The 22,177-nt window shown below is 45.4% G+C and carries 10 protein-coding genes; 3 read left to right on the top strand and 7 right to left on the bottom strand.

Annotated elements, in window-relative coordinates; all coding sequences use genetic code 11:
- Positions 1 to 268: 268 nt before the first annotated feature.
- A complete protein-coding gene (locus tag QZ918_RS02640; RefSeq protein ID WP_293330720.1) occupies positions 269 to 1,600 on the bottom strand; it encodes a hemolysin family protein in 1,332 nt (443 codons plus the stop codon).
- A 299-nt stretch (positions 1,601 to 1,899) separates the two neighbouring features.
- Here QZ918_RS02640 and mfd point away from each other — a divergent pair, with 299 nt between their 5' ends.
- On the top strand, positions 1,900 to 5,460 hold the full coding sequence (mfd, locus tag QZ918_RS02635; RefSeq protein ID WP_293330718.1) for a transcription-repair coupling factor: 3,561 nt from the start codon (positions 1,900 to 1,902) through the stop codon (positions 5,458 to 5,460).
- Positions 5,461 to 5,580: 120 nt separating this feature from the next.
- Positions 5,581 to 6,243, top strand: a complete 663-nt coding sequence (locus QZ918_RS02630) for an S-layer homology domain-containing protein (protein ID WP_293150209.1) — start codon at positions 5,581 to 5,583, stop codon at positions 6,241 to 6,243.
- 483 nt (positions 6,244 to 6,726) lie between these two features.
- Here QZ918_RS02630 and QZ918_RS02625 read toward each other — a convergent pair whose 3' ends face one another.
- From QZ918_RS02625 to QZ918_RS02615, 3 genes are all read right to left on the bottom strand, one after another.
- Entirely contained in the window at positions 6,727 to 7,443 is a 717-nt protein-coding gene (locus QZ918_RS02625; RefSeq protein ID WP_293330716.1) for a biliverdin-producing heme oxygenase, read from the bottom strand.
- A gap of 281 nt (positions 7,444 to 7,724) precedes the next feature.
- Positions 7,725 to 10,970 carry a DNA topoisomerase (ATP-hydrolyzing) subunit B gene (gyrB, locus tag QZ918_RS02620; RefSeq protein WP_293330714.1) on the bottom strand — a complete coding sequence of 1,082 codons (3,246 nt, stop codon included), beginning with the start codon at positions 10,968 to 10,970 and terminating at the stop codon, positions 7,725 to 7,727.
- 196 nt (positions 10,971 to 11,166) lie between these two features.
- A complete protein-coding gene (locus tag QZ918_RS02615) occupies positions 11,167 to 12,441 on the bottom strand; it encodes an ATP-binding protein (RefSeq protein WP_293330712.1) in 1,275 nt (424 codons plus the stop codon).
- Positions 12,442 to 12,704: 263 nt separating this feature from the next.
- Here QZ918_RS02615 and miaA point away from each other — a divergent pair, with 263 nt between their 5' ends.
- Positions 12,705 to 13,616: a tRNA (adenosine(37)-N6)-dimethylallyltransferase MiaA gene (gene miaA / locus QZ918_RS02610; RefSeq protein WP_293330709.1), complete on the top strand. Its 912-nt coding sequence runs from the start codon at positions 12,705 to 12,707 to the stop codon at positions 13,614 to 13,616.
- Positions 13,617 to 13,978: 362 nt separating this feature from the next.
- On the opposite strand, the gene QZ918_RS02605 is transcribed toward miaA, so the two are convergent.
- The 3 genes from QZ918_RS02605 to QZ918_RS02595 all read right to left on the bottom strand — a co-directional run bounded on the left by QZ918_RS02605 (position 13,979) and on the right by QZ918_RS02595 (position 21,939).
- A complete protein-coding gene (locus QZ918_RS02605) occupies positions 13,979 to 20,146 on the bottom strand; it encodes an AAA family ATPase (protein ID WP_293330707.1) in 6,168 nt (2,055 codons plus the stop codon).
- Positions 20,147 to 20,382: 236 nt separating this feature from the next.
- Complete coding sequence (gene msrP, locus QZ918_RS02600) at positions 20,383 to 21,366, bottom strand: protein-methionine-sulfoxide reductase catalytic subunit MsrP (protein WP_293330705.1); 984 nt, start codon at positions 21,364 to 21,366, stop codon at positions 20,383 to 20,385.
- Positions 21,367 to 21,789: 423 nt separating this feature from the next.
- Positions 21,790 to 21,939, bottom strand: a complete 150-nt coding sequence (locus tag QZ918_RS02595; RefSeq protein ID WP_293330703.1) for a hypothetical protein — start codon at positions 21,937 to 21,939, stop codon at positions 21,790 to 21,792.
- Positions 21,940 to 22,177: the final 238 nt, after the last annotated feature.

The raw sequence follows: 22,177 nt of genomic DNA, 5'->3' as shown, positions 1-22,177 counted from the left end.
ATATTTATATTTAATTTCTAAATGTAGGTGATAATTGATATCATGTCCGGTCGGTTAACCGCAATAAAATGGGTTTGTAGTGCGGACTTCAGTCCGTATTATGCGGACTGAAGTCCGCTTTTCCGGACTTTCATTGTTATGGTAATTGACCGGACATAATATTATCGCTGGGTGGGGGCGGGTTTTTGAGATTGTTTGTTTCCGGCGATAATGATTGGTGAACCCGCCCCTATGGGTATTATCTCGATCGATTAAAATTACATGGCTTTTAGGTTTTTGCTTGGGTTTTAGCCAGATCGCCCGTGGAGTCGATCGGCATTACCAAAATCTTATCAACTCGGTTTCCGTCCATATCGACGACTTCGACGCGCAAGCTGTTCCATTCAAAATGCTCTGCCGCCGCCGGAATTTTGCCCAAATTTGTAATCACAAAACCGCCCATTGTGTGGTAACTTCCCCTATTTTCTGAAGAGACTTCTTCAATTCCAAACAGTTCAAAGAAATCCTCGACTGGGAGCATTCCGTCTAACAGCCAAGAACCATCTTCGCGCTGCACGGCTTGCGGTTCGTCGGCATCTTCAACCGAGGGAAATTCGCCAACTAATTCGACTAAAATGTCGTTGACTGTCACCAATCCTTGAATGACGCCGTATTCGTCTACTACCAAGGCAAGTTGATTGCTAGATTGCTTGAAAAGCTCTAAGACTTTTAAACCGCGCGTACTTTCGGGTACAAATAAAGGTCTCCGCAAAGAAGCACTTAAATCGAGGGGTTGACCTGTTAAAGTGCGAGACAACATATCGGTAACGTGTACCAAACCGACAACATTATCGAGTCCACCCTGACAAACTGGAAATCGGGAATGACCGCTACCAAGCATTTTTTGGCGGTTTTCTTCTACTGAGTCGTCGAGGTCGAGCCAAGTCAGATCTGGTCGCGGTGTCATTAAAGCGCTGACTCGCCGATCGCCCAAACGGAACACTCTTTCTACCATGTCCTGTTCGGCTTCTTCAAAGGTTCCGGCTTCGGTTCCTTGCTCGATTAAAACTTTGATTTCTTCCTCTGTAACTTGGGGTTCTGTAGAAGGCGAAATCCCCATGATTCGCAGCACTAATTCCGTGGAATAACTTAAAAGATACACGGCAGGAGCGCCAATTTTTGAGAGCATTCGCATGGGAAGAGCGACACTAGAGGCGATCGGCTCGGGGTTGTTGAGGGCCAGCCGCTTCGGCACGAGTTCGCCGATAATTATGGTGAGATAAGTTATGGTTAAAATTGCGAGGACTGAGGCGATCGGCTGAGCGTAGGGCGCTAAAGCCGGTATCAAGCGCAACAAAGGCTCTAGTCTTTTAGAAATCGTGGTTTCTCCAAAAGCGCCCGACAGGATAGCCAGCAGGGTAATTCCGATTTGAACTGTCGGCAAGAACTGATTGGGGGCATTAGCCAGATCCAAAGCTACACGGGCATTCCTCGAACCCTGGTTAGCCATCTGTTGCAGTCTCACTTTCCGTACTGAGATGATGGCCATCTCTGACATCACAAACACGCCATTGAGCAAAACTAGCAGGAGAACAATCAGAAGGTCGGTACTTGGGGACATTTCTCAATTTATCGTTAGTAAAGGCGAAGCGCACTGCCCGCTTAAAGCATAATCCCGGAAGCTGCCAATCTCGATCGCAAAAATCGAAATTGTTGTCAACCTGTCCCTAGATTAACGGAACGGGCTCATTTCGATCGCAAGTTCGAGATATTTACATAAAGCTTCTAACAGAAATCTACCCGCAGTGCAGTTGAACTGCCAACAGCCGATCGGCACAATGATAGATGTTTGTCGTACAATCTTCCTTAATCAGCAGCCGGGAAGAGCCTTCGCCCATCGGGGATAATAATTAACAGCGCATGACTTTCTCTTCGATAATTCGGACATTGGGGCGATCGCCCCTAGCAACAGAACTTCTCAACAAGCTCAAACGGCATCACTGCCTGCAACTTAACGGCATCGCCCGCTTACCCAAAGGTTTAGTAGCTTCCGCCCTCGCACAACAAGAGGGGCGAAACCTCTTAGCCGTGACAGCAACTCTGGAAGAAGCCGGCCGCTGGGTAGCTCAATTAGAGGCGATGGGCTGGCAAACTGTACATTTTTACCCAACTTCGGAAGCTTCGCCCTATGAGCTATCTTACTCCGACGAGAACGAAATGACCTGGGGGCAAATGCAGGTGCTGGCGGATTTGGTGGACAAGGAAGAAACCAGTGCCACGAATTCTAAGCCGATCGCGATTGTGGCTACAGAAAGAGCTCTCCAGCCTCACTTGCCACCTCAAAGTGCCTTTGAACCGTACTGTCTGACGCTGAAACGAGGCGAAGTTCAAGACTCGAAAATACTTGACCGCCAACTTGTCTCGATGGGGTACGATCGGGTGACTTTGGTGGAAACTGAGGGCCAGTGGAGTCGCCGGGGCGATATTGTCGATGTGTTTCCGGTGGCGGCGGAGTTGCCGGTGCGGCTGGAATGGTTCGGGGATACTTTGGATCAACTGCGCGAGTTCGATCCTTCCAACCAGCGATCGCTCGATAAGGTCGATCGATTAGTTTTAACTCCTACTAGCTTTAACGCAATTATTAAGGCAGTTTTATCTGAAAATAATCTTGACAAAACGCACAAAATAGACTCTGTTGATTTAGAAAAAGAAGCAGAAAAATATGTCCGCAGGCTGTTAGGTTTAGCGTTCGAGAAACCAGCTTGTTTGTTGAATTATTTGCCAGAAAATACTTTAGTTGTAATTGACGAACCGCAAGGATGTGAAGGTCACAGCAACCGCTGGTTTGAAAATGCCCAGGAACAATGGGAAAGTTGCAATCGAGAATCAGAAGTTGTTGAGGGTGAAACGCCAAGATTGCCAATTGCGAATCTGAAGGTTCCGAAAATTCACCGCACTTTTGCAGAATCGATCGCAGATGTCGCAGCTTTTGACAGGCTAGAACTTTCAGAATTAGCAGAAGATTCTACTACTCAAAAAATTAAAAGCTCCTCCGGGGGCGAGCAGCTACCGCCTGCGGTTAATTTGTCCAGCAGGCCTGTGCCGGTGATGCCTCACCAATTTGCGAAGCTGTCTCAAATGCTCCGGGAAGAGCGCGATCGGGGTTTTACGGTGTTTCTGGTTTCGGCTCAACCGAGTCGATCGGTCTCTCTGCTGTCGGAACACGACTGTCCGGCTCAGTTTGTGGTGAATCCGCGCGACTTTTTGGCGATCGACAAGTTGCAGTTGCAGCATATTCCGGTAGCTTTGAAGTACAGCGGGCTGGCAGAGTTGGAAGGGTTTGTTCTGCCGACTTTTCGGATTGTTTTAATTAGCGATCGGGAATTCTACGGTCAGCATTCTCTCGCTACATTTAGCTACGTTCGCAAGCGCCGCCGCGCCACTTCTAAAAAGGTTGACCCGAACAAGCTGAGTCCGGGCGATTATGTGGTTCACCGCCAGCACGGAGTGGGCAAGTTTCTCAAATTGGAACGCTTGACGATCGATCGGGAAACTCGCGAATATTTGGTGTTGCAATACGCTGACGGTACTCTCAGAGTCGCGGCGGATCAATTGGGCGCGCTGTCGCGGTTTCGGACTGTCGGCGATAAAGTGCCGGATCTCAACAAGTTGACCGGTCAAACTTGGGAAAAAACTAAAGCAAAAGTTCGCAAAGCTGTTAAGAAAGTAGCGGTAGATTTGCTGAATCTTTACGCTAAAAGAGCTAAGCAACAGGGTTATGCTTTTCCTCCTGATATGCCTTGGCAGCAAGAGTTAGAGGATTCTTTCCCCTACCAACCAACGCCGGATCAGTTGAAGGCTACTCTGGATGTGAAACGTGACATGGAGGGCGATCGACCGATGGATCGCTTGGTCTGCGGCGATGTCGGTTTCGGCAAGACGGAAGTTGCTCTGAGAGCTATTTTTAAGGCAATTACAGCGGGCAAGCAGGTGGCAATGCTGGCGCCGACGACAATTTTGACCCAACAACACTATCACACGCTCTCAGAGCGTTTTTCCCCTTATCCGATCGAAGTTGGTTTGCTCAACCGCTTCCGCACAGAAACTGAACGCCGGGAAATTCACAAGCGGTTAGCAACTGGGGAGTTAGATGTGATTGTCGGTACTCAATCTGTTTTGAGTAAAGCGATTAAATTTCGGGATTTGGGTTTGTTGGTAGTGGATGAAGAACAGCGGTTTGGGGTGAAACAAAAGGAAGCGATTAAATCTCTCAAAACCGAGGTAGATGTTTTGACTCTGACGGCGACTCCGATTCCCCGAACTCTCTATATGTCACTGTCGGGGATTCGGGAAATGAGTTTGATTTCGACTCCGCCGCCCAGCCGCCGCCCGATTCAAACTCATTTGGCGCCCTACGATTTGGAGGTGGTGCGGACTGCAATTCGTCAAGAGTTGGACAGGGGCGGTCAGGTTTTTTATGTTGTACCTCGGATTGAGGGGATTGATGAGTTGGCGGATACGTTGCAAACAATGGTTCCGGGGGCGAGAATTGCGATCGCCCACGGTCAAATGGATGCTGCGGAACTAGAATCGATCATGCTGACTTTCAGTGCGGCAGAGTTTGATATTTTGGTGTGCACTACGATTATTGAGTCGGGTTTGGATATTCCCCGTGTCAATACAATTTTGATTGAGGACGCCCAGAAGTTTGGTTTGGGTCAGTTGTACCAGTTGCGCGGGCGGGTGGGACGTGCGGGGATTCAAGCTCACGCTTGGCTGTTTTATCCGAAGCAAAACCAACTGTCGGATGCTGCAAGGCAGCGGCTGCGGGCTATTCAAGAGTTCGCGCAGTTGGGTTCTGGCTATCAGTTGGCTGTCCGGGATATGGAAATTCGGGGCTCTGGTGATGTGTTGGGTACGGAACAGTCTGGTCAAATGGAGGCGATCGGTTTTGATTTGTATGCTGAAATGTTAGAGGAGGCTATTCGCGAAATTAAGGGTCAGGAAATTCCGAAGGTTGAGGATGCACAAATCGACCTCAGTTTGACGGCGTTTATTCCTGCCGATTATATTGGAGACCTGGATCAAAAGATGAGCGCTTATCGGTCTGTGGCTTCTGCGAATACTCTGGAAGAGTTGCAACAGATTCGGGCCGATTGGTGCGATCGTTACGGGCAGATTCCTCTACCGGCGCAGCAACTGATTCGTGTTGTCGAACTCAAACAAATTGCCAAGCAAATCGGTTTTTCTCGGATCAAACCGGAAAATAAGCAGCACATTGTTTTGGAAACGCCGATGGAGGAACCAGCTTGGAATTTGCTCAAGGCTAATTTACCAGAACATTTACATTCTCGTTTTGTCTACAGCAAGGGGAAGGTTACTATTCGCGGAATGGCTGTTTTGAGCGCCGAAAAGCAGTTGGATAATTTGATTGATTGGTTGGGTAAAATGCAGGGCGCTTTGCCGGAAGCAAAGATTTGATTTTAATATGAAATCCCGCTATTTAGCCTGCGGTCGAAATCTCAGAATCATACCGATGGAACCGGAGAAAATATTGCTGCTGCTTGAATAATTGTTTGAGCAGCACAAAGGATTAAAATCGTGAAAAAGTTAGTCTGTGTTTTTTTTGCGATCGCGCTAGCGCAAGGAGTGCCAACGGTGGTTCAATCTCAACAAATAATTGACCCGATCGACCGGGTTGTCAATGCAGGATTGATGAATAAAGATTCTAGCGGCAATTTTAATGCTGAAAGCATTATCAGTCGCGCAGATTTGGCGGTAATTTTACTGAAAACTTTTGGTTTGGAACGGCGGAAAACAGCTCAGAAACCGGATATGGAATTGCCCGACGTACCTAAAAGCTACTGGGCTTACAGTGCGATTCAAACTGCTTTGAAAACGGGAACTATGAGTGGATATCGCGACGGAATGTTTTTCCCAAATCAAAGGGTGACTCGCGCTGAGTCTTTGGCGATTTTTGCTCAAGCTTATGGGGTTTTTCAGTTTCCAGACGCCACCGTTGCCGAGATTTTAGCTAGGTATCCAGATGCAGGGGAAATTCCTAGTTGGGCTAGAAAGTCTATGGCTACTGCACTGTATGAAGGGTTTGTGAATTTTGAAGTCGGAACTAATAAAATTAATCCTTTAAAGCCGATGACTCGCGGCGATATCGCTTACGCTTTGAGCAAGTATTTGGAGCGCCAGGTAAGACCAACTTCTTTGCCTGTACCGGATGAGCCACCAAATCGGGGTATGGGAAGGTAATTGTTCAACAGTTGACAGTTGACAGTTGACAGTTGACAGTTGACCATGGGAGAGCGACCTCTGCCTATAAGTCCGAGGATTGGAGTAATGAATAGTATAATTTTAATTTCTCCCTCAAAGCCAGAGGCTTTCAACCAATTCTTTCTGGTAATTGGTAATTGGTAATTGGTAGTTAATCCGTAGGGTGCATCGCTGCGAAATCTTGGATCTAACGCGGCAGATGTTCTCCTAGCGACGCACCCTACTTGCCATCAGATTATATCTACCACACACACAGGTCATATGCTGTATAGAGGAGATATGCAGTGCCGTATCCTGATTTCGGATAATACTAATTCCGATGCAACCGTCCATGATATCAGTTAAAACGTCGATCGCCCGCCATGCAAAATCCCGGAGCTTTGGTGACTGTCAAACCAGCCATCAAACCCCCGGGATTTAAAATTTTCCTCTGAAACGAGGCTAAAATTGCGATGGTTTAGCTCAATCAGCAGTAGCCAATTCGGTACTGCCGCCGCCGCGCTTCCGCGTCAGGGTATTGAACAGCATCTGACCGACAGCTTTAATCAAATTGCCTTCTAACTCCATAAACATCTTCATGTTCATGCCAAAAGCTGCATTAGCTTCGTCAACAATGCGCTCTGCTGTAGCTTCGTCAATCGGCAATTCATTCATTGCCTGACGGTAGTTAGCTTTGAACTCTTTTTCATCAGGAATATCCTGGAATTCGTAGAAAGCAGTGCCTTCTCCCTCGGTAAGATTCATGCCGCGCTGAGCAATTCCCTTGAGGATTTGTCCGCCGGACAAGTCGCCTAGGTAGCGAGTGTAAGACTGAGCTACTAACAGTTCTGGTGCGGTAGCCGAGATTTCAAGAATCCGCTGCACGTAAGCTTTAGCTGCTGGTGACGGGGATACTTGTTCCCGCCAATTGGCGCCGTAGTAGTAGAATAAATCTTGCTCTAAACTTTGTTTGCGATTTAACTCAGAAAAGTAAATTTTTGAAACAACCGGATGCTGCTTTTGGCGTTCCATTTCCTCTTCCATTGCCGAGTAGACAAAGTACAGGTTTCCTACTAACTTCCGGTAAGAAGTTTTTTCTACAACGCCTTTTAAAAAGCATTTGACAAAACCAACGTTTTCTGCCATTGTGTGAGATTTTTTTGTTCCCTCACGCAATTTTGTTGCTAAATTGATGCTCATGCTATATTGTCCAACCTTCTATTTTTGTGGTAGCTGATGGATGCGCCAAAAATCTAAAATTTACCTAAGCATTTACCTTAAAGCAATTTGATGAGAGATTGTATTAATTTTTATAACAAAAGTTGCAGTTGGCAGGAAAGCAGTAGTCAGTTGACAGGAAAGCAGTAGTCATCAGCCACTAATTAATGACTAATGACTCATCCTCGCCAGCAACTGTCAACTGTCAACTGTCAACTGTCAACTGTCAACTGTCAACTGTCAACTGTCAACTGTCAACTAACTTAGATGTCCAAGTCGAGGAGGTTGAGTTTGGGGCCGTAGGTTTCGATGAATTCGCGGCGGGGGGCGACCCGATCGCCCATTAAGATGGTAAAGATGCGATCGGCTTCAGCAGCGTCTTCAATCTCCACCCGTTTTAGCGTCCGAGTTTCCGGGTTCATCGTGGTATCCCACAACTGCGTCGGCATCATTTCGCCCAAACCTTTGAACCGCTGGATGGTGTAGTTCGCATTCGCGGGGAATTCGTTACGGATCAGATTGTTCATTTCGCGATCGCTGTAACAGTAGTAGTGATTGCGTCCCCGTTCCACTTTATACAGAGGAGGACAAGCAATATAGATGTAACCTTGTTCTACAAGTGCGCGCTGGTAGCGGTAGAAGAAAGTCAGCAACAGCGTGCGGATGTGGGCCCCATCTACGTCAGCGTCAGTCATGATCACTATGTGGTGATACCGTAATTGACCGGGGTCGAATTCTTCGCCTTTGATGCCCAAACCCAGGGCTGTAATTAACGACTGAATTTCGTTATTTTTGTAGATTTTGGCGTCGTCGGTTTTCTCGATGTTGAGAATTTTACCGCGCAAAGGCAGAATTGCTTGGAATTGTCGATCGCGCCCTTGCTTCGCGCTGTTGTGTACAAAAACTCCCGCACCTAAGGCAAAGTTGTGGCTGTTAGGCACTTCGATGTCGTAAACATCGTACCGTTCCTCTACAGCTTCAATCTTCACAACACGGTGGTTGTAATTACGAACCGCTTGGCGAGCATATAATTCTTCACCATTAAAGTAGCGCTTACAAAAAGTCTCGTACTTCAACAAAGACTTATCATTCTTCAGGCGGCGATAAGAATTGTAATAATCTACATCCATCCAGCCCATTTTGATATGAACAGTCTTCAATGCTTCCAGAGTTTTGCGGTAATAAGTTTCGTCCAAAGCAGCTTTGCGTTGGCGGCGAAACTCCGGTGTCCACTGTTCCTTAGTTTTCTCCCGTCGCCAGTCCAACAAATCCTGATTTTGCCACTGTTCTTTGGCCAATTGTGAATTAGCCTCCCGCGCTTCAGGATTGTTAGCAAAATGATTGCGAACCCGTTGAGACTGAGCTAAGCGGTTTTCTTCGGAACTCCAATACTCTTGTTGGGCTTGGTTGAGCAATTCATTATTTTGCTCGCGATAAGCTTCATTAGTGTCGTAAAACTCACGCCACTTGCTAGTCATGTAAGCTTTATACTCTTCATCTTCCCACTGAGCCTTTGCCTGTTCAGAGAGAATTTGCCTGGTTTCAGGCTGCTGCATCCGCTCTTTCATCATCGCCCGAAATTCATCAGTCATGTGAGCTTGACGGCTCTTTTCAATGACATCCGGCCTGTGCAATGTTTTCTCAAGGTTGGCGCGGTGTAAAGCCAAGTGTTCATGAGCCGGCAGCCGCTGAATATTGGTCGGATTGTTGTTGAGCTTGTTGAAATCAAGATGGTGGCGGTGGTTGCCGTCAGATGCTTGATACACCTCATGTTTCAGGTTGTAGAAATCCGATAACAGATGACTGTAAATCCACTTGTCGCTGTTGGGATTCCAAACCATTTCGTAACCATTAAGCCCCTGACCATTTGGCTTCTTTTTAGACAACTGGCGGTTGAGAGGCATTAACGAATCGTCCGGTGTCAGCATTGCTGCTGCTTTGTAAGTGCCATCCCGCAACATGAACCGATGGTCGGGGGTACAAGTGATTGTCTCCCCATTGTCTAATGTCAATTTGATAACCTCAGCATTTGCTTTAGTCATGCGAGCGTTGGTTATCCGCTCAAACCCGATGTTTCCACTCTCGCGAATGGTGTAGCAAAAGTGTTCTTTACCTTCTGCTTGTTCGTCAACTATCTCTTTGAAGGTTTTTGTTGTGCCATCAGCTAATAATATTTTTTCCGAAGAAAGAAAACAGCCGCCGGCTGAATCGCCTTCGACCAGGTATATCTCAGACAGGGCGGGGTCTCTGGAGCTACAGTCCGCTAATTTTCCGGGCAAAGGAGACGATTCTAGGACGGATTTTCGGCGGACTAAATCGCGGGCACGACGGGCAGCTTCTGCGGCTTTAAATGCCTGAATTGCTTTTTCCAAAATAGCGTCTGCTACTTGGGGCCGAAATTCCAAATATTCGGTTAATACTTCGCCTACCAAGGAATCAACTATTCCTCGGACTTCGGTATTTCCTAGTTTAGTTTTGGTTTGGCCTTCAAATTCGGGATCGGGAACTTTGACCGAAATCACGGCTGTTAAACCTTCGCGGACGTTTTCGCCAGCGAGGTTGGGTTCGTTTTCTTTGATTTTGTTGCGCTTGCGGGCGATCGAATTCATCGTCCGCGTCAAAACAGCCTTCAAACCTTCTAAGTGTGTACCGCCGTCGATCGTCCGAATGTTGTTGGCAAAACCGAGAACGTTGTCACTAAAAGCATCAACGCACCACTGCAAAGACACTTCCACGTGCACGTTGTTGCGTTCGCCTTGCACGTAGATCACCTCTTCGTGCAGCGGCTGCTTCTCGCGGTTCATGTAAGTGACATATTCCTTAATGCCACCTTCGTAACAATAGGTTTCGACGCGCGGTTCGGCACTTTTGAGCAATTCCAAACGCCGATCGCCAAAAGTAATTTTCGCGCCGGCATTCAAATAAGCCAACTCTCGCAAGCGTCCGGCAACCGTAGCATAATCGAACTCAATGCCAGTGCTAAATATCTGAGTGTCCGGAAGGAAACTAACTGAAGTACCGGTGCGATTTCCTTTGCAGGGCTTGGCCACAAGTTCGCTGACGGGAAAGCCTCTTTCGTAGCGCTGCAAATGTTCTTTTTGGTCGCGCCAAACCGTCACCTCTACCCACTCCGAAAGCGCGTTAACCACGGAAATACCTACACCGTGCAAACCTCCAGAAACTTTGTAACCGCCGCCGCCAAACTTACCGCCGGCGTGCAGTACAGTCATTACTGTTTCGATTCCCGATTTGCCAGTCTTGGCAACGATCCCGGTAGGAATACCGCGACCGTCATCTGTGACAGTGACTGAACCGTCGGCGTTGAAGTCAACCTCGATGTGAGTGCAGTGGCCAGCCAGCGCCTCATCGATGGAATTGTCCACAACCTCGTAAACTAGATGGTGGAGTCCTCGCGGGCCGGTGGTACCGATGTACATCCCCGGTCGTTTGCGGACTGCTTCGAGACCTTCGAGAACTTGAATCTGGTCGGCGCTGTAGCTGCTGGTCATACAAAAATAGCTCCAATAATGAGGCCTAAAGCCCCAAAAGCTTCTAAAATGGGAAAACTCCTGAAATTATAGCACAAAACCGTTAATGGCGATGCTAGGGCTTTCTGAATGGAAATTTATTGGGGGGACGCACCCGGCATAGTAGTTTTACTTGGGGAGCTATTGACATTTGGTGGCAGGGCTGTTAGCCGGAAGGTTAAGAAGTGCGATCGCCCGGTTGCCGGCGGTTGCGAATTACTGTTTTATAGCCATTCTGGCGTCGCAGCAATTCCCGTGCTTGGCGTGCAGCCATAACTGCATCGCGAGTTTCGATCGCCTGTTGCGCGATCGCCCCTGCAACTTCCGGGCGGGCTGTCAAATATGCCATCAACTCTTTTTCTACCAAAGATTTAACGATTTCTCGTACTTCGGGGTTAGCCAGCCGACTTTTTGTCGGACCTTCAAACTCGGGATTCGGTAATTTAACGGCAATGACTGCGGTGAAGCCACACTCTAAAACCTCATTCCCCATTAAAACTGGGTCTGTATTTTTGAGTTTGCCCAGTTGGCGGCCGATCGCACTCACCACCGGCCTCACTGCCAATTGAAAGGTCTTAAGGTGAGTGCCGCCATCGAGATTCTGGACGCAGTTGGCAAAACCGAACAGTCGGCTGTAGGAATTATCTTGCCTCGGAATGTGCCACTGACAGGCTATTTCTACTTGCACGCCATCTCGATCGCCCTGAAGGTAAATAATATCTGGGTGCAGCGGTTCCACGTCGGAGTTCAGGTAGGCGACATATTCCCGGATGCCGTCGGGGTAACAATAAGTTTCGATCGAAGGAGAAGTGCTGCCGAGTATTTCCGAACGATTGTCAGTGAAAATAATTGTTAAACCGGGATTGAGATAAGCAAGCTGTCGCAGGTAAGAGGTGAGAGTCGGGCGATCGAACTCAATACCAGGGTGGAAAATCTCCACATCTGGCTTGAAACAAATCGACGTACCAGTGAGGTTTTCGGGATTTGGTTTAGCTGTTAGTTGCGTAACTGCGATGCCTTTCTCAAAATGCTGGCTGTAAATTTGCTCCTGGCGCCAAACAGTCACTTGCAACCATTCACACAAAGCATTGACAACTGCTAGCCCAACTCCGTGGAGACCTCCAGAAACCTTGTAGCCATCGCTGCTTCTGCCAACAAAGCAGAGAACGGTCAAAACTGCTTCCAAGAATGATTTGCCAGTTTTGGGATGAATCTCGGTGGGAATGCCCCGGCCGTTGTCTGTCACGGTAACGGAACCGTCAGCGTTCAGTTCAACTTCGATGCGAGTGCAGTAACCTGCCAGCCCTTCGTCGATCGCATTATCCACAACCTCGTAAACTAGATGGTGGAGTCCTCGCAGACCAGTGTTACCGATGTACATCCCCGGTCGTTTGCGGACTGCTTCGTGATTTTCGAGAATTTGAATTTGGTCGGCGCTGTAGGTGTCAGTCATGCAACAATAGCTCCAAAAATGAGGCTGAAGACCCCAAAATTCATAAAATGCAAAAACTCCTAAAAATTATAGCACAAAACCGTTAAAGGCGATGCTAGCGCATTATGAATGGAAATTTATCGGGGGACAGATATCGAATAGTTTTGAGTTCGCTTCGGGATGAACGAGGTGTAGCGCCGTCAATCAGCGGGGGGAGAGAGGATTCGGGGATTTGAGGGTTTTTCTTGGGAAATGCAATATGTTTTTTAAGTGTGCGACGGCTTATGTTTAGATTAATTACGATTTGTGGGGCGACGGCGACGGGGAAGTCTGGAGTGGCTGTGGAAGTGGCCGATCGACTGAAATCTTCGATCTTGAGCGCAGACTCCCGTCAAGTGTACCGCGAATTTGACATCGGAACGGCAAAACCTACAAAGATCGATCGCGCTTCTGTACCGCATCACTTAATTGACATTTGCGATCCGACGGAAACTCTAACACTCGCAGAATACCAGCAGCAAGCTCAAAAAATAATTGCTGATGTCGATTTTCCCGTTTCTCCTCCGCTGTTGTTGGTGGGAGGGACAGGCTTATATATCAAATCAATTGTCAAGGGTTTGAAAATGCCCAGGGTAGCGCCGATACCCGAATTGCGATCGCAACTTGCGGATCTGGGCCAATCTCAATGTTATGCGATGTTGCAGCAAGTCGATCGCGCGGCCGCCCAGAAAATTCACATCAACGATTCATTCAGAACCTTAAGAGCACTCGAAGTATTTTATGTCACCGGGCGCTCTATTTCCGAACAGCAAGGCGAAAATCCTCCCAATTATCCTATTCTACAGATTGGGTTGGACTGTGAGATGGATGTTTTGGGCGATCGCATCCAACAGCGCACCGAACAAATGTTAGAACGCGGTTGGCTGGCTGAAGTAGAATATTTGTGCAAAAAATACGGCTGCGACTTACCGTTGTTGAACACCCTGGGATATCAGGAAATCAAACAATATTTAGCTGGCGACATTACGCTTGGGGAAGCTAAAGAATTAACAATTTTGCACACAAGGCAATTTGCCAAGAGACAGCGGACATGGTTTAGAGCATATCCTGAAATTGAATGGTTTGATGTTAGCGCGCCAGATTTACTGGAACGAGTTTGGCAAAGAATCCAAGATTTTCTTGTCAAAGGTTCGTAGTGAGGACTAAAGTCCGCAAAAAAGAAAGGACTTTAGTCCTCACTACAAACCTAATAACAAAGGTTCGTAGTGAGGACTTTAGTCCAATGGCACTGAAAAAGTTGGGATCGGCGGTTGAAAAACAACGATCGTACAAGGGTTTAAGCTGGGTGGTTTGTGAATTTTCAGTGCCATTGGACTTTAGTCCGCAGAAAAGAAAGGACTGAAGTCCTCACTACAAACCTAATAACAAAGGTTCGTAGTGAGGACTTTAGTCCGCAGAAAAGAAAGGACTGAAGTCCTCACTACAAACCTAATAACAAAGGTTCGTAGTGAGGACTTTAGTCCGCAGAAAAGAAAGGACTGAAGTCCTCACTACAAACCTAATAATTTTCAATCAAAGAAACTATTTGATTGTAATCAAAATCATTTGCCAAGAAAGCTAAAGCCTCAGCCACAGATTCATCAAGCTTGCGAATTTCCTCTATGCAACTATCAACTTTAGTCATATCACAGAGACTGGAAGCTGCCAATAAATCAGCCAACAATTCAGCAGGCAAATCCGCCAAAGATGACCGATTCAAAGCAGCCTCGAGATCCAGTTTCGTCAAATCCTTGTTGCTAGCAGGTTCCTCATAGATAAAATTTACCCCAATATGTTTTTGCAGCGCATCAAATATATCTACTTCCCGGAACGGTTTGCGGATAAAATCATCACATCCTGCTGAAGAAACAACCGCTCTTTCTTCTTCTAAAACACTAGCAGTTACAGCAATAATTGCAGTAGCTTGACCTTTAACAGTCCCTTTGATTTGTTTTGTAGCTTCATACCCGTCCATCACTGGCATTCTCATATCCATTAAAATTAAATGCGGTTCCCAATCATTCCAAATTTCAACAGCTTCTTGGCCGTTACAAGCTTCTCTGAGTTCAAAACCGAGGGGAGAAAGGAGTTTGAACAGCAGCAAATTATTGCTGGGTTTGTCATCAACAATCAAAATGCGATACTTAGGTTGATTCGGTGCGAGGCAAATCACTTGTACCGCCGTTTTTTTGCCTTCTATTTCCCTGGAATCAATCAAACTAATTTTAGTATCGAATACAAAAGTTGTTCCGACTCCCAATTCTGAATAGACACTCATCTTGCCACCCATTAACTCTACAAAATTGCGGCTGATTGGCAGTCCCAAGCCAGTTCCTTCTTGGGAGTTTTTGCCAGTTTGGGTTTGCACAAAAGCTTCAAAAAGACTATCTAATTCATCGGCAGCAATACCGGGGCCAGTGTCGGAGATTGCAAAATTCAGAAAGCAGGAAGATGCAGAATCTAAATCGTTAGGATTTTGTGGGAGGCTAATTTTAGATTTTTCAAGACTCTGATTTGCTGGAATATTTAAATTTTCCCTATTCTCCATAATATCAACAATTTTATTTGGCTTTAGCCTGCTTGCCTCTGGTTTAAGATTCACTTTTACTGAAACTCCTCCTTGTTGAGTAAATTTGAGAGCGTTGCCAATCAAATTGATTAAAACTTGTCGCAATTTGACTTCATCTGCGCGCACATATCTGGGAACATCGGAGCTAGATTCTACTATTAATTGCAGTTGTTTCTCGTCAGCTTTGATATGGAACATATCTTCAAGATCGTCCATAAACTGATACAAATCAAAATTTTTATAATTGAGAATAGTCCGACCAGATTCAATTTTTGACAAATCTAAAACCTGGTTTATTAAAGTTAGTAAATGGTCACCACTGCGAGTAATAATTGCGACATTATCTTGATGCTCTTTGGGTAGATTTTGGCTGCGGAGCATGATTTGAGAAAAGCCGAGGATGGCGTTGAGGGGAGAGCGCAATTCGTGGCTCATGTTGGCTAAAAAGCTGCTCTTAGCTTCGTTGGCTACTTCGGCTTTTTTCTTCGCAAGAGCGAGCTCCGATGTGCGTTCTTCTACTTTTGTTTCTAAGGTGCGGTTGGAATCTGCTAAATTAGTATAAAGTCTGGCATTTTCAATGGAGATGGCTGCCGAAGCCGATAAGACTTTTAGCAGTTCTAATCTGTCTGATGTAAATGCTCCAGCGATTAGGTTGTTTTCTAAGTAAATTATGCCGATAAGTTGACCTTGGTTCAGGAGTGGCGCGCACAAGATTGATTTGTTTTGATGCTGTTTAATATACGGATCGCTGTTAAAATTTTTGCTGGCAAATGCTTTGTTTAAAACTACAGTCTCTCCTGTACGGGCAACATAATTAACAATCGATACTGGCAAGTTATTATCGATGGAAATTGACTGCAATACCGCAATGTTGTCGGAATCGATCGCACCCGCAGCTTCGATTAGCAATTCCCCGGAATTGTTGTTGGCAGAATCTGAGGACGAATGGAAAATTAAATAGCCTCGTTCTGCTCCGGCATTTTCAATCAGTATTTTCATCAAAGAAGCTAGCAACTTATCCAAGAGGATTTCGCCAGAAATGGCTTGGCTGGCTTTCACTACCGCAGCCAAATCTAAAGCTGAACTTCCTAAACCAGGGGTGTTTAATTGGCTGGCTATAGTTACTGTACTGGCATCATGAAATTGAGTTTCTGATGTGGATTTTATTAATAATTTTGGGTGAGTTGCTTCTAACTTTTCTTGTTTGCGTTTGGCGCCCCAAATTAGATAGTTGTAGTGCGCTTTTTTTAGGTAAATTTCGGCAAATTCTGCTTTACCTTTGCTCAGCCAGAAATTGGCTGCTAATTCTGCTGCTAATGCTTCATTTTGGATAAAATAGCCATCTCTGGCTGAAGCAATAGATCGATCGTACAAATCGATCGCCTCCATCTCCTTACCCCCAATCCGCGCCATCTCCCCAGCTACCAATAAGTATTTATGCTCAAAGGTCTCCGGACAGCTATCAGCCCAGATTTTCATCTGTTTTTGGTTGGCTTTGAGCTTTCTCAGGTATTTTTGGCGATCGCCCTTGGAAGCTTGCGGGTAAAGCGCAGTTAAAATTAGGGAATAATAAAAATTATGTTCGGCTACAATAATTGTGCCGATCGCCAAACTCAATTTTTTCTCAGCTTCCACAGCATAGGTGAAAGCTGCTGCATACTCTCCGTACAAATACAAAACCTGGCATTTCAAAATTTGATAGCCGCAGATTGCCAAAAAACTGCCGCGATCCGCACACCGATCTAAATATTGTCCTTCGCTAATTTCACCATTAGAAAATACCTCACAATTAGAAGTTTCTCCCAGTAAATTAAACAAAGCTATCTGACAGCCTAGTAAGTAATCAGTAGCAATTTGATTGTTAGTTTTAAAGTTAAATAGCAAAAAATTCCACACTTCTACACGCAGAGATTCGAGATTTTTGCCCTGGGGGATAGAATACATCAATTTGTAAAGCTGAATGTAACCAGCAAATTGCAATTCACCGGATTCTAAGCCGGCTTGATAGCCATTATGGCTAATCGAATCCGACAGTTTCAGAGGTTGTATCCAGTGATTTAAATGAGCCACAAGCATTTCCGATGCCTTGCATTTTTGCGTCAAATCGTGAAAGCGATCGCTCAAATTGAGAGCTAACATCCCAAACTCGTATCCCGAGCGATAATCAGCCATCGCAGCCGACAACACCAAGCCGTAGCAAGCATAGCTGTAAGATGATTCCGGTACCGGGCCGTATTTTAGAGAAAGATTGACAGATTTTGTAACAACTAATTGGTAAAGTATCGGATTGGAAAATAAACTCGCGGGAATAATTTTATCCAGAAGTTTCATCGCGGTTCTTTTTTCCGAAATCTTCATTTCCGGTAGGTGCAGCAAAGTACCAATTTCCCGATCGCCCAATTGTGCTGTTGCTTGGGCAAATTCGGCTTTGCAAGCTTGCTGCAACCGCTTTTCGGGCAACTCAACCCCCAACAAACGCAAGCCTTGGCGCCCAAACTCAATTGCTTCCTCGTATTCCCCCAGCATGGTATGCAGCGTAATTAGGCGATCGAAAAATTCCGCTTTTTCCACCGCCAATTGCAAGTGCGACAGTGCTAAATTAATCAAGAATTGCGATTGCTCGAAATTGCCAATCAGATAATTCAATTCCGCAGCTTCCAGATACAACTCTCGCGTCAAATTATATTCAGTTTCCCAGCTATCCGCAGCCAAAAGTTCGATCCCAAAACAGACATACTTGACAGCAGCCGCATAAGCTGTAGCAGCTTTGGCTTTTTTCCCAGCCAAAAGATTAAGTTTGGCAATTTTATCTCTTTCCGTGCGATCGATCCCCAACGGCAACTCCCCTGCGATCGCCCCTATCGCCTTTCCTGCCGCTAGATTTAACTGATCGACAATTTCAAAAAGCTCCTCCGACAAATTTTCATCACCGCTATTATCCAATAACAACCGACCGATTTGCAAATGAACCGCTTTTTTCTGCCCTTCGTCAATCAAAGCATAAGCTGCTTGTTGGACGCGATCGTGCAAAAACTTATACTCTTCAAACAACAGTTCAATATCCAACTCAGACACCGGAAAAATCAAACCAGCTTCCAGTGCGGGCTTCAAATCTGAAAAAACCAAATCTGGGGATTTTTCACAAATTTTTGCTAAAGTAGTTAAGTCAAAAGATGCCCCAGCACAAGCTGCAAAACGTAAAATGTTTTGAGTTGTCTCCGGCAACTTTTTTATTTTTTTTACCATCAAATCTACCACATTGTCAGTGATATCCATTGCTTTTATCTGAGCAATATCCCACTGCCAGAATCCTACACAAACTCTATTTTTTAGAGTCTCTGGTTCCCGAATAGATGGCTCGGAATATTCTAGGAAACTAAACTCAATCAATTTCTCAGAATGCAGCATTTTGAGAAATTGATTGACAAAAAACGGATTGCCATTAGTTTTGCATAGCACCAATTCAGCCAAAGATTGCACAGATATAGCATCGCTATACACAGTGTCAGCTATCAAATTACTAATATCTTTAATTGTTAAATTAGCTAAATAAATAAAATCAATTATAGCGCCTTCTTTTTGCATTTCATCCACAGTAATCATTAAGGGATGATGGGCGCTGACTTCATTGTCTCGATAGGCTCCAATCAGCAATAAATATTGTGTATCACTATCCACTACCATCAATTGAATTAAATTGAGAGTAGCTGCATCTACCCACTGCAAATCATCGAGAAAAATCACCAGGGGATGTTCCGCCGAACAAAACACGCGAATAAATTTTTCAAAGACAAAATAGAAACGAATTTGCGCTTCATTTGGTCTCAACTCTGCTACCTGGGGCTGTTTGCCAATAATTAATTCTATTTCGGGAATTACCTCAATAATTACTTGACCGTTTGCACCCAATGCAATTAAAAGTTTAGTGCGCCACTCATCGAGTTTTGCGGAACTTTCGGTTAGCAGTTGTCGCACCAATCCCGAGAAAGCGCTAATAATCCCTGAATAGGGAATATCGCGCTGAAATTGGTCAAATTTGCCGGAAATAAAATAGCCGCGTTTTTCAGTAATTGGTTTGTAAATTTCTTGTACCAGCGATGATTTCCCCATACCGGAATAACCGGCAACTAGCATCATTTCGCTTCCAGAAAAACTATGTTGTGGGTTCGCAACTCGCTCGAATGCTGCTAGTAAAGCCTGGACTGGCGCCACCCGCCCGTATAGTTTTTGAGGGATTTGAAATCGATCGGAAATATCTTGTTTAGCTAAAGGAAACTCTGAAATAGTTCCTGTTGTCTGTAATTGACGCAGACATTCTTCTAAGTCTGCTTGAATTCCCCAAACACTTTGGTAACGGTTTTCAGCAGTTTTTTCTAAAAGTTTCATGACTATTGCTGACACAGCCGGAGGAATTTGTGGATTGATTTTGTCGATGGGTAATGGCTGTTTGGCAATGTGAGAGTGTACCAATTCCATTGCATCTTTGGTCTCAAAAGGCAATTGGTTGGTTAGGAGTTCGTAAAAAGTAATGCCGAGGGAATAAAAATCTGTACGGTAATCTAGGGAACGGTTCATTCTCCCGGTTTGTTCTGGCGAAATGTAGGCTAAAGTTCCTTCTAAAAAATTGGGATTTTTTATGGTGGGAGTTTCTCGGGTTAACAGGGTGGAAATTCCGAAGTCAATAATTTGGATTTTTCCTGTGGCTGGGTTGAGAATAATGTTGCCGGGGTTGATGTCTTTGTGGATGATGTTTGCTGCGTGAATTTGTCCTAATATTGCGGCGGCTTGAATGCCGATATTGAGAAATTCAGACAGGCTAAAGCTTTGCTGTTCCTGCATTTGTTTCAATGAGAAACCGCCAAAATCTTCTAAGATTAGAAGGAGAGTGTTGCGATATTTTTGTAAGTCGTAGGCTTTGATGACTCCTGGAAGGTTGAGGATTTGAAGAATTTTGTATTCCTGTCGGTAGCGGACTATTTCGCTGGGAGTTGGATAATCTTCGTTGAGCAGTTTGAGAATAATTGGCTGTTGATTTTGTTCTCTGATGCCTCGATAAACTGTTGAAATAGAATTTTCGTGTATTTTATTTAATATTTGAATGCCGGGAATTTCAAGCATTGGATATTTTCCTTTTTATTTAGAACAAATTAATGTCAGTCGAGACTGACGTAGTCTAGAGTTAGATCCGATTTTATTGAATTCTGACAATTCACAGAAAACGGCTGTTGCACCCGCGTCTATAAAGACAAAACCCACTCCAAGCGATTTGCAAAGTGGGCGGTTGAAATTACATTTTATTTTTGAGTCCACTTGTAGTGGACTTCCTTGGATAAGAAGCCGTTGCAACTGCCGCCTTAGGTGTAAAGACTCGCCACATATTCGCCGTAACCGTTATAGGGCAAAGTTGGGCGAGTTTCCCACGACCAACTGTTACCGGGCCCGACTACCCGTTCGCTGGCTTGTGACCATCTGGGATGCGGTTTGTCGGGTTCGACATTGGCTTCAAAAGCGTATTCGTTGGGGCCGATGGTATTCCAAAAAGTAGCGGGCTGTTTTTCTACAAATTCAATTTTAACGATCGACTTTGCGCCCTTAAAACCGTATTTCCACGGAATCACCTGCCGCAGCGGCGCCCCATTTTGCTTGGGCAGCCGCCGCCCGTACAATCCTGTGGCAAAAAATGCTAAATCGTTGGCCATTTCCTCAATCCGCATACCTTCGGTGTAAGGCCAAGGATAAAATTGCGACATCAAACCAGGGCCGGGAGTGATTTTTGAATCGTAAAATGAGGTGAAGCGCACAAATTTAGCATTCGATTGCGGTTCGACATCAGCCATGAGTAATTTCATGGGAAATCCGACCCAAGGAACTACCATTGCCCAGGCTTCTACGCAGCGAAATCGATACACTCGTTCTTCGATGGGAAATTTTTTGTGGAGGTCGTCTATATCGTAGGTGCGGGGATTTTTGACTAAGCCAGTTACTTCTACTTTCCAGTTTTCGGTTGGTAAAGCTTGGGCGGCTTGCCAAATAGATTTTGTGCCTCCGTACTCGTAAAAATTGTTATATTTGGTAGCTAACGCTTCATCGGTAATTGCCCGATCGACTTTCGCAAAGGCAGAATTCCGCTTTAAGTCTGAATATGCTTGGGTTGAGCTTTTTTCTAGAGCAGTTTTTGAGCTGTCAGTGCTTTGACATCCTGCAAGCGGTAGCAGCGAAGCCGTTACGCCGGCGCCAATTAAATTGGTCATGAAACGGCGGCGGTTGAGAAAGGCTGTTTCTGAGGTAATTTCTGAGTCGAGAATTTCCCAAGGTTTGGGAACGCGAATTAACGGCATAGTTCAGTTGACCTGGGACAGTTGACAGTTGACAGTTGACGTTTGACAGTTGACCTGGGACAGTTGACAGTTGACCTGGGACAGTTGACAGTTGACAGTTGACAGTTGACAGTTGGGGTAGTGCCCGGTGCCTGCCCTCTCTTAGTTAACAGTTGACAGTTGATAGTTGTCAGTAGGGGCAGTGCCCCCGTGCCTGCCTTCTCCGTTGACAGTCGTCAGTTGACAGACTGCTTGGGCTACCTCTCCATAAAAGGAAGAGGATTGAAACAGTGAATGATTTTGTTTTATTTCCCCATAGAAGGAGGAGGGTTTAAACCCATTCTTCTTGGTAATAGTTAAAAGTTAGTAGTTAGTTTGGCGAAAGTTACCAAAATTTCAAATTTTCAGTTGATTTGAACTTTGAAATTGATTTCATTTTCGCAATTACTGTATCCACCAAAATAGTATAGCGTAATTCGTTGACAGCGAGTCCAGCCGATCGCTCAAGTTCGGTGCGATCGACTTATTCAGCCTCGATCGCACAAAAGTCCTATTAATTTGAGATTTTAGACTGCGACGGCTGCGCTGGCTCACAAAACGCTGACTAACAAGTCGCCAGCGCGGTCGCGCTTGTTTGCCGAAGTGTCGGACGATTTTAGATTGGGGATGACTGACTCGATAGTGGTGGGAATTTTTTCTACAGTTGTATTATTTGGGGAAATAGGTGTCAGCAATAATTTACGCGCGATCGCTCCAAGCAATTGTGGCTAAAATCTAGGAAACAATTATGATAAAGCAAAGATTCAAATTATTTAATTTGTCCACAGGAAGC

This window comes from Microcoleus sp. CAWBG58, assembly GCF_020883045.1.
In the GTDB taxonomy this organism is placed as follows: domain Bacteria; phylum Cyanobacteriota; class Cyanobacteriia; order Cyanobacteriales; family Microcoleaceae; genus Microcoleus.
This window is presented reverse-complemented; position numbering and strand designations above follow the sequence as displayed.